Origin of the sequence: Microbacterium flavescens (assembly GCF_018588945.1) — a bacterium.
In the GTDB taxonomy this organism is placed as follows: Bacteria; Actinomycetota; Actinomycetes; order Actinomycetales; family Microbacteriaceae; genus Microbacterium; species Microbacterium flavescens.
Genome location: NZ_JAFIWA010000001.1, coordinates 569,428 through 583,012, shown reverse-complemented (window position 1 = coordinate 583,012; position 13,585 = coordinate 569,428). Strand labels below are relative to the sequence as shown.

Sequence of the window (13,585 nt, the reverse complement as noted above, 5' to 3'; positions counted from 1 at the left end):
CACGTGACGAGCGGTCGCGCACGCGGTGCGGTCGCGCGACGGAGAGGACGACGATGTCTGCAAACAGGGCAGTGGCCTACAAGGGGCCCGGTGAAGTCGAGGTCATCGACACCGACTACCCGACCTTCGAGCTGAAGGACGGCCCGGGCGTCAATCCCGCGAACGTCGGCAGGAAGGTGCCGCACGGCGCGATCCTCAAGACCGTGAGCACCAACATCTGCGGCTCGGACCAGCACATGGTGCGCGGACGCACGACGGCGCCGGCAGGGCTGGTGCTCGGTCACGAGATCACCGGCGAGGTGGTCGAGGTCGGTCCCGACGTCGAGTTCGTCAAGGTGGGCGACATCGTGTCCGTGCCGTTCAACATCGCGTGCGGCCGCTGCCGCAACTGCAAGGAGGGCAAGACCGGCATCTGCCTCAACGTCAACCCCGACCGGCCGGGCAGCGCGTATGGGTACGTCGACATGGGCGGCTGGGTGGGCGGCCAGGCGGAGTACGTGCTCGTGCCGTACGCCGACTGGAATCTGCTGGTCTTCCCCGATCGCGACCAAGCGCTCGAGAAGATCCTCGATCTGACGATGCTTTCCGACATCTTCCCGACCGGCTTCCACGGTGCCTACACCGCCGGCGTGGGCCCGGGCTCGACCGTCTACATCGCCGGTGCCGGCCCCGTCGGCCTCGCCGCCGCCGTCGGCGCCCAGCTGCTCGGAGCCGCGGTGGTCATCGTGGGCGACCTCAACGAGGAGCGGCTGGCGCGGGCGCGGTCGTTCGGCTGCGAGACCGTGGACGTCTCGAAGGGCGACCCGAAGGAACAGATCGAGCAGATCCTGGGAGTGCCCGAAGTCGACAGCGGCGTCGATGCCGTCGGCTTCGAAGCGCGCGGACACGGAGCGGATGCCTCGCACGAGGCGCCGGCGACGGTGCTCAACTCCCTCATGGACCTGACCGCGGCGGGCGGCGCCCTCGGCATCCCGGGCCTCTACGTCACCGGAGACCCCGGCGGCATCGACGAGGCCGCGAAGGTCGGCTCGCTGTCGCTGCGGCTCGGGCTCGGCTGGGCGAAGTCGCTCTCGTTCACCACCGGCCAGTGCCCGGTCATGCGCTACAACCGGCAGCTCATGATGGCGATCCTGCACGACAAGGTCGCCATCGCCGACGCGGTGGGCGCCACGGCGATCGCGCTCGAGGACGCCCCGCAGGGGTACGCCGACTTCGACCAGGGCGCGGCCAAGAAGTACGTGCTGAACCCCAACGGGTACATCAAGACCGCCTGACAGGCCAACGAAAGGAACACCACCATGTCCGTCACCCTCGAAGACGCCCGCCGTGTCATCGCCGCCGCCGAGAAGCGCGCCGACGAGGTCGGCCAGCCGATGAACATCGCCGTCGTGGACGCGGGCGGCAACCTCGTCGCCCACGTCCGCCAGGACGGCGCCTGGATCGGCAGCGTCAACATCTCGATCAACAAGGCCTGGACGTCCAAGGCGTTCGACATCGAGACGAAGGCGCTCGGCGAGAACTCGCAGCCGAACCAGCAGTTCTACGGCATCCACGCCACGAATGGGGGCAAGGTGGCGATCTTCGCGGGCGGTGTGCCGCTCTCGCGCGACGGCGCTGTCGTGGGCGCCGTGGGCGTGAGCGGCGGTTCGGGCGAACAGGACCAGACCGTCGCGGAGGCCGGCGCGGCCGCCTTCTGACGCGAATCCCTCGCCGCGCGGACGCGCGGTGGCGGCATCCGTCCACCGTCGGGGGTCGCGGCTAGCCTCTGTCCATGGCCCACGCGATCGTTCCCCCGTATCTGCTCGCCCGCATCGCCGCCGTGCAGGAGCCCACGTGGGCCAAGGCTGCCGAGGCCGCGCGCTCCACGCTGGCGGCGCCGCGAGAGTATCGTCCGGTGCGCTCGAGGCTGCGCCTGTCGATCGAGGAGGGCGGAACCCTGGTCGCCGAGCGGACGCCCGCCCCCGACCGCGAGGTCTCCGACGCACAGCAGAAGGAGCAGCTCCCGGGCGTGCGGGTACGCGGCGAAGACGACCCCGCCACCGGCGACACCGCCGTCGACCAGGCGTTCGACGGGCTCGGTGCGACGTTCGACTTCCTCTGGGACGCCTTCTCGCGCGACGGCCTTGACGGCTCGGGCGGCGCGCTGCTGTCGACGGTGCACTACGGCCAGGACTACGACAACGCCTTCTGGAACGGCGAGCGCATGGTGTTCGGCGACGGTGACGGCGAGATCTTCTCGGGATTCACCGGCTCGCTCACCGTCATCGCGCACGAACTCGCGCACGGGGTGATCGAAGACGAGGGCGGGCTCGTGTACCAGGGCCAGTCTGGCGCGCTCAACGAGTCGGTCGCCGACGTCTTCGGCGCCCTCGCCGAGCAGCATCACCTCGGACAGACCGCCGATCAGGCGTCGTGGCTGATCGGCGAGGGCATCTTCACCGACGCCGTCGAAGGCACCGCTCTGCGCTCGCTCGCTGCGCCGGGCACGGCGTACGACGACGACGTGCTCGGACGAGACCCTCAACCCGCGCACATGCGCGACTTCATCGTGACGCGCGACGACAACGGCGGAGTGCACATCAACTCCGGCATCCCGAACCACGCCTTCTACCTCGTCGCCACCGCGCTGGGCGGCAATGCATGGGAACGCGCCGGTGTGATCTGGTACCGCACCATCACGGGGGCCCTCCCGTCGACGGCCGACTTCTCGACGTTCGCGCACGCCACCCTGGCCGCCGCCGCCGCGGAGTACGGTGAGGAGTCGGAGGAGGTCGCCGCCGTCCGGGCCGCCTGGACGAGCGTCGGCGTGATCGACGATGCCCGAGTCGCAGAGACCGCTGCCTGACGCCGCAGCCGACGCTGCCGCGCCGTCACCCTCACCGCGGCCGAACCCGTCCCCCGGCCCGTCGCCCGAGCCTCCGGCCGATGGCGGCGGAGGAGCAGCCCGGCCTGTCGACGATGACGGGATGCCGTCCTTCCCCGTCGTCTCCGTCACGGTGACCCGATCCGGCGGCTTCGCCGGAATGGCGCGCAGGTGGAAAGCGGAGGCAGGCGAGTCCGAAGCATCCCGGTGGCGGACGCTCATCGAGGAGTGCCCGTGGGACGCGGCGGCTGTCGTCCGCGTGGAGGCGGGCGCCGACCGGTTCCTGTGGACGCTCGACGCGCGCTGCGGCGAGCGCTCACGCGAGGCAGAGCTCGCCGAGTCCGACGTGCACGGGCCGTGGCGAGAGCTCATCGACGCGGTCAAAGAGGCGGCCGCACCGTCACCGCCGCGGCGCTGAGCCCGAGTACCGCGTCAGAGGCGCGTCGTATGGCGCCGCGCGCGCCAAACCAGCAGCGAACCGCCGAGCAGCGTTCCGGTTGCGAGCCACACAGCGATCCAGGGGACCGCGGCGCCCGTCGGCGGCAACGGCAGCACTGCTGTCACGGTGACATTCGCCGTGGCGGTCGCGTCGACGTCGCACGAAGCCAGGGTGCGCCCGAGCTGCCGCGCGTTGCCGGGACCGCACAGCAGTGTCCCACCCGCATCCACCGGAGTTCCGGTGACGACGACGGTGTTCACGGTGTCTTCATCGACGAAGACGGTGCAGGTGAACACCCAGGTCTCATCGGCGGCGTCCTCGAAGATGCTCCGCGGCGTGTCGAGCAGGCCGTCCTCGTCGAGGTCGCCCGACACGTACTCGACCGGACCGCACGTGTCGTCCTCGATCGTCTCGGCGACGCCGGCGAGCGGGACATCGCCGGTATTGCGCACGACGTAGCTGTAGGTGACGTCGCCGCCGGGCGTCACGAGCTGGGTCGGTGAGGCCGTCTTCTCGACCGTCAGCGCCGGGTGGAAGGGCTGCACGACCTGCGCCGCGACGTCGAACACGGGGATCTCGAGGCCGAAGGTCGTGCCGCCGATCCCCGTCACTCCCGCGACGTCGACGGTGCGCTCGTCGATCGCGCCCGAGCAGGTGTAGAGCCACACTTCCGCGGGATCACGGTCGAGCAGTCCATCGCCGTCATCGTCGCCGCTGACGTACGCGGGCTGCTGGCATGACGGATTGGACGGCTGAGTCACGTCGCTCAGCGCGATTTCGGCGAGCACATCGTCCGCCGCCACCGCGCTTCGACCGGCGTTGCTCACGCGGAAGGTGTAGTCCACGACGGTGCCGACGGGAACGAGGACCTCGCTGACGGACTTCTCCAGGCTGATGTCGGGATCGATGACGCGCACAGTGGCGGAGTCGGTCGCGGCGTACACGTTGCCAAGAGCGCCGAAGGCGCTGACGCTGGCCACGTTCACGTCCGCGGTCCCGCCTTCGGCCGGCGTTTCGACGATCCTCGAGCACCGGTAGGTCCATGTCTCCGGCTCGGTGAGAATCACGCCGTCCACCGAGTTCGCGCCGTCGATGAGCCCGTTCTCTCGTACATCGCCCCCGGTGTAGCTGATGTCCGTGCACTTGTCGTCGGTGACCGCGATGGGATCGAGTCCGACGTCCCCGGAGTTGGTGACCGCGAATGTGTACGTGACGGTGTCGCCCGGGCGCACCACCGCGGCCGATGCCGTCTTGGTCAGCGTGAGGGAGGGCTCGGTCACCAGGACCTGTGCCACGTCGGTCGTCGAGACCTGCGCGCCGACCGTCGCCGGGTCGGTCGGCAGGAAGGGCGTCGCGGTGACGCCCGCGGTGTTGGTGACGAGCGCGGACTCGGCGCCGGTCGGTGGAGGCGAGCCCTGCTCGCGGTCCAATGTCGTCGCGCACTCGTACACCCACGTCTCACCGATCGACATGATGGCGTCGCCGCCGTCATCGCCTTCGAGCAGAGTGACGGGAGCACACCTGTCGTCCCCGAGCGCCACCGCCGCCAGCGGCGTCTGGCCGGTGTTGCGGGCGGCGTAGAGGTAGACGGCGGGGCGGACGTCGGGTACGTCGGGTCCCTCGACCGGGTTCGCGTCGGGATCGAGGACGACACCTCGCACGGCGAGCTTTTGCAGATCGATGCTCGGAGTGATCACCTCGACGAGCGCTTGATCGGTGCGCACCAGTTCGTCCCCTGCCTCGACCCCTCCGATCACGGGCTGGGCGACGATCTCGGCCGTGTTCACGGTCGTCTCCAAGATCGGCATCGCGCAGCTGAACCGCCACGCTTCGCCGGCGTTCATGAGCCCGTCCGCGTTGACGTCGCCGACATTGAATCCGTCCGCGATCGTCTGAGTCACGTCCGGGCAGCTGTCGTCGGTGAGCCATCCGGCCGTGCCGGTGTCGTTGCGGAGGTCGACCGCCGGACTGACACTGGTGTTGGTTGCGACGTAGGAGTAGTTCACCGTGGTTCCCGGGAAGACGAGCTCCTGATCGACGCTCTTCACGAGGACGAGGTCCGGCGTGGTGACATCGACCGAAGCGTCGTCGACGGCTGACACCGGCGGGTTCGGGGCCGGGAAGGGTGCTCCCGTCGAGGGGTCCAGCGGGGTTCCGACGACCGTCGCGAGGTTGATGACCGACGCGGAAACGGCCGCCTGGCACGACCACGTCCACGCTTCGCCGACCGCCAGGATGTCATCACCATCGCCCGGGTCATCGGCGCCGCGGACCGGCGCCTCACACGGCGGCGTGTCGTCGACGAGGGTGATGCCGGTCAGGTCCGTCTCTCCGACGTTCTCCGCGCGGTACGTATACGTGACCGTCGACCCAGGAACGACCGTGACCTCGTCAGCGCCGTTCACCAGCTTCTCGAGGTCGATCTCCGGAATGTAGAGGTCGACGTCGTCGGTGGCCGTCGCGATCTGGAGACCGCCGGCCGGGTCGAGGCCCGTCACCGTCGCGGTGTTGATGAGGGTGTGGGCGCCCAGTGCCCCTCTCGAGACCGTCACCGCACGCTGGCACGTGAACAGCCATTCCTCTCCGGGGTCGAGGAGCGAGTTCTCGTCGACATCGCCGATGTTCGTGCCGGCGCCGGGCGCCAGCACCGCAGTGAGGTCGTCGCACTTGTCGTCGACGACCTGAACCTGCGCGAGCGGGGTGTTCCCCGGGTTCGTCGCGGCGTAGCTGGACGTGACGATGGCACCCGGGTTCAGGTCGCCGCGCACAGCCGTGGGCGAGTTGACCTTCTGCAGCGCGATCTCCGGCTGGTAGTCGAAGGAGTTGTAGACGGTGCACGTGCCGATCTCGGCGGAGATGCCGGTGAGTGAGAAGCTCGCTGAAGCGCCGACCGCATCGAGCTCTCCCTGTTCGACGCGGAGTCCTCCCTCGGCATCACGGAAGCTGCACCGGAAGTCGTTGTCAGGTCCGGGACGCCCCGGAGTGAAGCCAGGCTCCAACGCCTCCACCACCTCGGCGTCACTGAGCGCCCCATCCGGATCGGGCTCCCACTGGAATTGCGCAAAGCCGTCGGTGTTCGTCGTCACCGTCGATGACGCCCCGATGGCGCCGGCGGGCAGCACCCAGTCGAACGTTCCGGCCGAGACCGTGGGCGTGACGGTCATGTCCCATCCGGGCGCCGGCAGGTAGGACGCGTCGTCCGCAGACTGCGCGAGCTTGCGGATCGTCAGCGACGGCGAGCATAGATCGAGGACGAGCGACCGAACGGCATCAGCCAGCTCTTCGAAGTCACGGACCAGTGCGACATCGGTCGTCTCGACGTCGAAGTCGGCCATGTCATCGACGACCTCCGGCCCCGATACCTGGGTGAGCCGCTCGACACTGTCGGCGTTCTGCAGCGCCTCCCCTACTCCGAGCGCGAGTACGCGGGCGCCCGCCGACTTCACCTCGTTCGCGCTCGTCACAGCACGATCGAGGGTCTCCGCGCTGGAGGCCGCCGTGCGGTCGGTGCCGACCGCGACGTCGGGGGCGGGGAACGGGTCGCCGGCTTGGCCGAAGTCGTACGCGGTCGGATCCCCGTCGGTGATGAAGATGACGTAGTCGCCGGCGTCGGACGCCGTGTCGCTGAGCACCTGCTGCCAGTTGGTGTACTGATTGCTCGTGTTCGAGGTCGTGTAGCTTCCCTGCGATGTGATGCTGCCACCGTTGAACCGGTGGATCACCGCATTCGACGGACGCGGCGGGATCGGGTTGTAATATCCGGCCACCGCATTCGACAGCCCGCCGCCATCGGCAAGGCTCGCACTGTCGACGATCGTGCGCTCGGCGAGCTCCTCGGAGAACGTCGCGAACTGAAGCACGCGCGCCGACGAACCGGTGTCGCGGAAGGCATCGAGGAAGGCATCGGCCGCCGAACGGACGGAACCGACGGCGTTCGAGGACTGCACCGAGCCGGACGCGTCGAGAACGAGGGTCATGCCGAGCCCGCACTGGCGCGGAATTGAGGGGTTCTCGTCGGGCTCCGCGGCGGACGCGGGCGCCGCGACGCCCACAGCACACCCGATGATCAGTGCACAGGTCACCACCGCAACAGCCGTTCTCTTCATCGAGAACTCCTCGCCACTCCGAACGGGACTCACTCTGCCATAGCGGACGCGTTCGCCACAGAGGGTCTGGGAGTCGCCGCGCTCAGCGGGTGAAGAGGCCCTTCTTCTGCTTCTTCACCGGGGTCAGTTCCTTCTGCAGGTAGATCGTGCCGAGCCAGCGGCCGAACTTGAAGCCGACCCGGCCCATGCGACCCACCTCCACGAATCCGAGCTTCTCGTGCAGCGCGACCGATCCCTCGGCGCCCTTGTCGCTGATCACGGCCACCATCTGCCGGATGCCCTTCTCCTCGCATGCGGCGATGAGCGCGATCAGCAGCGCCTTGCCGAGTCCCTTGCCCGTCGCAGCCTGCCCGAGATAGATGGAGTTCTCGACGGAGTAGCGGTACGCGGACTTGCTCGACATCGGCTGCACGAGGGCATACCCGAGGATCTGCCCCGTGGGCGACTCGGCGACGAGGAACGGCAGGCCGAGCTTGCGGAGGTGGGCGAGCTTCTCGCGCCACTGCGCGATCGACCACTTCTTCTCGTCGAACGTCACGACCGAGTTCGTCACGTAGTAGTTGTAGATCTCGCGGATGTCGGGGATGTCGCGCTCGGCGACGGGCCGGATCTCGAACGAGAAGGGATGCTCCGGCTCGGGGCGACGACGCAGATGACGCGGCAGCCGGCGCCGGTCGCGATCGTATTCCTCCTCGAGCATTCCGACAGCCTACGCTCAGGCCGGCAGTGCCCAGTCGACCGCCCGACCCCCCTGCTCCTCGAGCAGGGCGTTCGCGCGAGAGAACGGGCGAGAGCCGAAAAACCCTCTGCTGGCGGAGAGCGGCGAGGGGTGCGCGGACTCGACGATCGGCGTCGAACCGAGCAGTGGGCGCAGGTTCGCGGCATCCCTCCCCCAGAGGATCGCGACGAGCGGACCGTCCCGCTCGACCAGCGTGCGGATGGCGTGCTCGGTGACCTTCTCCCAGCCCCAGCCGCGGTGGGATGCTGGCTGCCCCGGCGCGACGGTGAGCACGCGGTTGAGCAGCATGACGCCCTGGTCGCTCCACGCCGACAGGTCGCCGTGGGCGGCGCGCGGGATGCCGAGGTCGGCCTCGAGCTCCTGATAGATGTTCGACAAGCTGCGGGGAAGCGGGCGGACGTGCCGGTCGACGGCGAACGACAGCCCGATCGGATGCCCGGGGGTGGGGTACGGGTCCTGGCCGACGATCAGCACCCGCACGTCGGCCAGCGGGCGCTCGAAAGCCCGCAGCACGCGGTCCCCCGCGGGCAGGTAGGAGCGACCGGCGGTCACCTCGGCGCGCAGTCGCTCGCCGAGAGCCGAGATGTCGGGCGCGACCGGAGCGAGGGCGTCGGCCCACCCCGGATCAAGGAGTCCGGCGTCCGCGAGCTGGGGCAGTGTCATCGCCACGGAGCGCCTCCGCGCCGGGCCGGGAGAGTCGTCATCCACACCGTCCCAGAGTAGGCGCGCCGTGAGAGTAGTCTCGCCCTCGTGTCCCGAGCCTCCTCCGCCGCCGACCGTCTGCGCGGCTCCGCCCTCGGCATCACCGCAGGCCTCATCGGCTGGTTCGTCCTCGTCGAGGTCACCAGCGGGATCCTCCAGGGCTATTACGTGCCCCTGTTCAGCGACATCGTGGACCAGCTGGGCATCCACGACTCCGACGTGAACTGGTTCGAGGCCGCGCAGCTGCTGCTGTCGGCGCTCGTCGTGCCGGTGCTCGCCAAGCTCGGCGACATGTACGGGCACAAGCGGATCCTGCTGATCGCTGCGATCCTCACGGCCGGGGCCAGCTGGTGGCTGGCCTTCGCCGGCGACTTCTGGAGCTTCCTGATCGCGTGGGCGCTGCAGGGCTTCTACGTCGTATGGCTGCCCCTCGAGATCGCGCTCATCTTCGAGAGGGGCAGGCGGCAGAACCGAGGCGTCTCCATGACGCGCCGGGCGGCCGGGCTCCTGGTCGTCGGGCTCGAGGCCGGTGCGATCATCGGCGCGCTGGCGGCAGGGCGCATCTTCACGGCGACCGGCGATCTGACCCTCACGCTCACGGTGCCGGCGATCGCCGTGACGCTCGTCTGCCTGGTGATCTGGCTCGCGGTGCCCGAGTCCGAGCCCGTGCGCGGCCGACGCCTCGACACGTGGGGCTTCGTCATCCTCGCGCTCGGTCTGCTGCTGGTCACCAGCTCGCTCACCTTCCTGCGCCTCAACGGGGCCGGATCCGCGTTGGTCTGGCTGCTGCTGGCGCTCGGCGTGGTGGCGTTCGTGGTCTTCGTGCTGTTCGAGCAGCGGCAGTCCGACCCCGCCATCGACATCCGCGTGCTGCGCCGGCCCGAGATGTGGCCGGTGCAGGCGACGGCGTTCCTCGTCGGGATCAGCCTCCTGGGTGCCCAGGGGCCGCTGTCGACCTACGCCGGCACCGACTCGTCGCTGGGCTACGGCCTCGGGCTCGATGCCGAAGCGCGCTCGTACGTGATCGGGCTGTACCTCGTCTCGCTCATCGTCGGCGCGATGCTGTTCGCGGTGACCTCGCGCCGCGCGAATCCCCGCGCGATCCTCATCGTCGCGTCGGCGCTCGTCGGCATCGGCTACGCGCTGTTCATCCCCTTCCATGTCGAGCTGTGGCAGGTGCTCCTCAACCTCTCGATCGCCGGCATCGGCTCGGGCGCGCTCGTCGGCGCGCTCCCGGCCGCGGCAGCGGCGGCCGCGCCCCACGGTCAGACCGGCATCGCCTCGGCGCTCACGAACACGACCAAGACGATCGGCGGCACCTTCGCCTCCGCGATCTTCGGCGTGGTCCTGGCGGCGGGGGCGGGCGTCGTGGCGAGCGAGACCGCGGCGTCGCTCGGCGGCTATCTCGCCGTCTGGTCGATCTGTGCCGCGGGCGGATTCCTCGCTGCCGTGCTGCTCTTCTTCGTCCCCAAGGTCGCGTTCGCCGACACCCTTCCGGAGGAGGTCGAGGCCGTCGCCGGCGAGGCGCAGATCATCTGACGCCCGCGCGGCGTCAACGCGGCGTCAGCGCCGGACGGCGGTGGTCGTCATGACGACCTGGAAGCCGCCTTCGACGGGCACGGACTCGAGCGACACGGTCGCGGAAGCCAGCTCGGACAGGGACGAGACGTGCGTCCCGCCGCACGGGATCCGCACCTCCGCTGCGGGAAGCTCGCACACCCAGGTGCGGCGGTCGGCGAGCTGCGGGCCGTTTGACTCGATGCGCACCGCGCCGCCGGCGGAGATCCACTCCGCCAGCGTGGTGTTCACGCGCACAGCGAGGTCGGGCAGGTCGTCGAGGGCCGCCGGATCGAAGCCCTTCCGACGCAGCGACTTGCCGATGCGGTAGACGTCGCGCGACCCGTCCGCAAGGATCCGCGACTCCTGGATCGCCAGGGCGTCGAAAGCCGGAGCGCCGAGAGCATCGGCGGGCGCCTGCTTGCGCCACGCGTCGGCCAGGGCGGCGTCGAGCGCGAGGGAGGCGAGGTGGCAGGCGGTGTGCCCCGCCGAGAGGGCGGCGCGGTACGCGGCATCCGCTTCGATCTCCACCGTGTCGCCCTCGGCGATGCCGGCGCCGGCCACGATGTGCGCGACCACGAAGGTCCAGCCGTCGGTGCCGGTGCGCACGGGGACATCCGGACCGAGGACGAGCCCGTCGCCCTGGGTCGCACCCACGACAGCGTCGACGATCGGGAGCGTCGCCTCGCCGAAGCGCAGCGAACCGCGGTCGGCCGGCTGATCGGGCCACGCCGTGTCGGCGGGGTGGAATGCGGTCGTGTCGACCACGACGGCCGTGCGCCCGTCTCCGACGTCGGCGACGTGGACGACGGTGCCCGTGGAGGCTGTCGCGCCCGACGAATAGGTGATCGTCGTCCCGGTGGCCGGGATCACGCGAGGCCGCCCTCGCCGCGGGGGCGCAGCGGGCCGCGTGCGAGCAGGTGCTGCGCGGACTGGGCGACGGGGCGCATCGTGATGAGGTCGAGGTTGACGTGGCCGGGCGCATCGAGTGCGTACGCGATGACGTCTGCAACGTCACCGGCGGTGAGCGGGGCGACGACGCCCTCGTAGACGCGCTCCGCCGCCACCTTGTCGCCGCCGAGGCGGTTGGCGGTGAACTCCTCGGTGTACACCATGCCCGGGGCGACTTCGATGACCCGGATGGGTTCGCCGTTCAGCTCGAGCCGCAGCGCGTGGGCGAGCATCGCCTCGCCGGCCTTCGCGGCGTTGTACCCGGCACCGCCGGCGTAGGCGGTCTGCGCGGCCGTGGAGGTCACGAACAGCGTGTCGGCATACCCGTCATCGGCGGCCGCGCGCCGCAGCTGCGGGAGGAGCGCCGTGACCAGGCGCTGGGCCGACAGCACGTTGACGTCGAACATCCACTGCCAGTCCTCGACGAGACTGTCCTCGACCCGATCGGCGCCGCGGGCACCGCCGGCGATGTGCACGAGCGAGTGGAGAGGGCCGGAATCGGCCAGGAACTCCGCGAGCGCCTTGACGTCGGCGTCGGAGGTGAGGTCGGCGGCGAACGCCACCGCGCCGGTTTCGGCCTCGAGCTCTTCGAGGCGATCGGCTCGGCGGGCGACCGCGACGACATCCCAGCCCCGGGAGCGCAGCACTCGCGCCGTCGCCTCTCCGATACCCGAACTCGCTCCGGTCACCACCGCACGTCTGGTCGTCATGCCTCCACGGTACCCACTCCGCCGCACACCGTTCGCCCTCGACGCCGCCCGGAGATTACGTCACATTTCCCCCTCGTTGTTGACAAGGTGGTGCCCTCCGTACTGTCGATCGGGTCGGGGGACGTCACCCCCAGCCACCGAACCCGCAGGAGCAAGCCGTGTCCGCACCCGAGAACTGGCGTTTCGAGACCAAGCAGATCCATTCCGGTGCCGCACCGGATCCGGTCACCAAGGCCCGCGCCACCCCGATCTACCAGACGACGTCGTACGTCTTCGACAATGCCGACCACGCGGCCAACCTCTTCGCGCTGGCCGAGTTCGGCAACATCTACACGCGCATCCAGAACCCGACGCAGGCCGTCGTCGAGGAGCGCCTCGCCGCGCTCGAGGGCGGCACCGGTGCTCTCCTCGTCGCGAGCGGCCAGGCCGCCGAGACGTTCGCGGTGCTCAACATCGCGGAGGCCGGCGACCACATCGTCTCGTCCAGCTCGATCTACGGCGGCACGTACAACCTCTTCAAGTACACGCTGGCGAAGCTCGGCATCGAGACGACGTTCGTCGAGAACCAGGACGACCCCGAGGAGTGGCGCCGCGCCGTCCGCCCGAACACGAAGCTCTTCTTCGCCGAGACCATCGGAAACCCGAAGATCAACGTGCTCGACATCCGCACGGTCGCCGACGTCGCGCACGAGAACGGCATCCCGCTCATCGTCGACAACACGATCGCCACGCCGTACCTCATCAAGCCGTTCGAACACGGCGCCGACATCGTCATCCACTCCGCCACGAAGTTCCTCGGCGGCCACGGCACGGTCATCGGCGGGGTCATCGTCGACGGCGGCAGCTTCGAGTGGTCGAAGAACGTCGACAAGTTCCCGGGCCTCACCGTGCCCGACCCGTCGTACCACGGCGCGTCGTACACAGCCGCGGTCGGCGACGGGCTCGCGTACATCATCAAGGCCCGCGTGCAGCTGCTGCGCGACCTCGGTGCGGCGATCGCCCCCCAGAGCGCCTGGCTGCTGATCCAGGGCATCGAGACCCTGTCGCTGCGCATCGAGCGCCACGTGCAGAACGCGCAGGAGATCGCGGAGTGGCTCGAGAACCAGGACGACGTCGCGTCGGTCAACTACTCGGGCCTCCCGACCTCGCCGTGGTACGCCGCCGCCAACACCTACGCCCCCAAGGGCGTCGGCGCGGTGCTGTCGTTCGAACTCAAGGGCGGGGTCGAGGCGGGCCGCGAGTTCGTGAACTCGCTCTCCCTGTTCAGCCACCTCGCCAACATCGGCGACGTGCGCTCGCTCGTCATCCACCCTGCGTCCACGACGCACTCGCAGCTCACGCCCGAGCAGCAGCTCACCGCCGGTGTCACGCCCGGCCTGGTGCGCCTCTCGGTGGGTCTCGAGAACGTCGACGACCTCAAGGCCGACCTCGAGCAGGCCCTGGCGTCGGCACGCCGCGTGTCGGAGGCGGCGCGCGCCTGACCTCGGAACCAGATCAGCGGATGCCTCGGCCAACGTG

General features: G+C 69.8%; 11 protein-coding genes. 6 read left to right on the top strand and 5 right to left on the bottom strand.

The features are described 5' to 3' along the window. The first annotated feature begins 53 nt into the window (after nt 1-53). The 4 genes from fdhA to JX005_RS02655 all read left to right on the top strand — a co-directional run bounded on the left by fdhA (nt 54) and on the right by JX005_RS02655 (nt 3,281). On the top strand, nt 54-1,274 hold the full coding sequence (gene fdhA, locus JX005_RS02670) for a formaldehyde dehydrogenase, glutathione-independent (RefSeq protein WP_214465841.1): 1,221 nt from the start codon (nt 54-56) through the stop codon (nt 1,272-1,274). A 24-nt stretch (nt 1,275-1,298) separates the two neighbouring features. Further along, nucleotides 1,299-1,697, top strand: a complete 399-nt coding sequence (locus JX005_RS02665; protein ID WP_214465840.1) for a GlcG/HbpS family heme-binding protein — start codon at nt 1,299-1,301, stop codon at nt 1,695-1,697. Between the two features lie 74 nt (nt 1,698-1,771). Further along, nucleotides 1,772-2,845 (top strand): M4 family metallopeptidase, encoded by a 1,074-nt coding sequence (locus tag JX005_RS02660; RefSeq protein WP_214465839.1) that lies wholly within the window; start codon nt 1,772-1,774, stop codon nt 2,843-2,845. Nucleotides 2,846-2,966: 121 nt separating this feature from the next. Beyond that, nucleotides 2,967-3,281 (top strand): protealysin inhibitor emfourin, encoded by a 315-nt coding sequence (locus JX005_RS02655; protein WP_246533410.1) that lies wholly within the window; start codon nt 2,967-2,969, stop codon nt 3,279-3,281. Nucleotides 3,282-3,295: 14 nt separating this feature from the next. Here JX005_RS02655 and JX005_RS02650 read toward each other — a convergent pair whose 3' ends face one another. From JX005_RS02650 to JX005_RS02640, 3 genes are all read right to left on the bottom strand, one after another. Next, on the bottom strand, nt 3,296-7,408 hold the full coding sequence (locus tag JX005_RS02650; protein ID WP_214465838.1) for a CLIPPER-2 domain-containing protein: 4,113 nt from the start codon (nt 7,406-7,408) through the stop codon (nt 3,296-3,298). Between the two features lie 82 nt (nt 7,409-7,490). Further along, nucleotides 7,491-8,108 (bottom strand): GNAT family N-acetyltransferase, encoded by a 618-nt coding sequence (locus JX005_RS02645; protein ID WP_214465837.1) that lies wholly within the window; start codon nt 8,106-8,108, stop codon nt 7,491-7,493. Nucleotides 8,109-8,123: 15 nt separating this feature from the next. Next, complete coding sequence (locus JX005_RS02640; RefSeq protein ID WP_214465836.1) at nt 8,124-8,816, bottom strand: uracil-DNA glycosylase; 693 nt, start codon at nt 8,814-8,816, stop codon at nt 8,124-8,126. Nucleotides 8,817-8,897: 81 nt separating this feature from the next. Here JX005_RS02640 and JX005_RS02635 point away from each other — a divergent pair, with 81 nt between their 5' ends. Continuing rightward, complete coding sequence (locus JX005_RS02635; protein ID WP_307858479.1) at nt 8,898-10,388, top strand: MFS transporter; 1,491 nt, start codon at nt 8,898-8,900, stop codon at nt 10,386-10,388. 24 nt (nt 10,389-10,412) lie between these two features. Here JX005_RS02635 and JX005_RS02630 read toward each other — a convergent pair whose 3' ends face one another. Both JX005_RS02630 and JX005_RS02625 read right to left on the bottom strand, forming a co-directional pair. Further along, nucleotides 10,413-11,279: an alanyl-tRNA editing protein gene (locus JX005_RS02630; protein ID WP_214465835.1), complete on the bottom strand. Its 867-nt coding sequence runs from the start codon at nt 11,277-11,279 to the stop codon at nt 10,413-10,415. Next, entirely contained in the window at nt 11,276-12,067 is a 792-nt protein-coding gene (locus tag JX005_RS02625) for an SDR family oxidoreductase (protein ID WP_214465834.1), read from the bottom strand. The genes JX005_RS02630 and JX005_RS02625 overlap by 4 nt, the downstream gene beginning before the upstream one ends. Before the next feature lie 158 nt (nt 12,068-12,225). Here JX005_RS02625 and JX005_RS02620 point away from each other — a divergent pair, with 158 nt between their 5' ends. Further along, nucleotides 12,226-13,548 (top strand): bifunctional o-acetylhomoserine/o-acetylserine sulfhydrylase, encoded by a 1,323-nt coding sequence (locus tag JX005_RS02620; protein WP_214465833.1) that lies wholly within the window; start codon nt 12,226-12,228, stop codon nt 13,546-13,548. Nucleotides 13,549-13,585: the final 37 nt, after the last annotated feature.

Coding starts and splice junctions, on each gene's coding strand:
- fdhA (WP_214465841.1), top strand. CDS start 54: ATGTCTGCAAACAGGGCAGTGGCCTACAAGGGGCCCGGTGAAGTCGAG.
- JX005_RS02655 (WP_246533410.1), top strand. CDS start 2,967: ATGCCGTCCTTCCCCGTCGTCTCCGTCACGGTGACCCGATCCGGCGGC.
- JX005_RS02665 (WP_214465840.1), top strand. CDS start 1,299: ATGTCCGTCACCCTCGAAGACGCCCGCCGTGTCATCGCCGCCGCCGAG.
- JX005_RS02650 (WP_214465838.1), bottom strand. CDS start 7,408: ATGAAGAGAACGGCTGTTGCGGTGGTGACCTGTGCACTGATCATCGGG.
- JX005_RS02645 (WP_214465837.1), bottom strand. CDS start 8,108: ATGCTCGAGGAGGAATACGATCGCGACCGGCGCCGGCTGCCGCGTCAT.
- JX005_RS02625 (WP_214465834.1), bottom strand. CDS start 12,067: ATGACGACCAGACGTGCGGTGGTGACCGGAGCGAGTTCGGGTATCGGA.
- JX005_RS02660 (WP_214465839.1), top strand. CDS start 1,772: ATGGCCCACGCGATCGTTCCCCCGTATCTGCTCGCCCGCATCGCCGCC.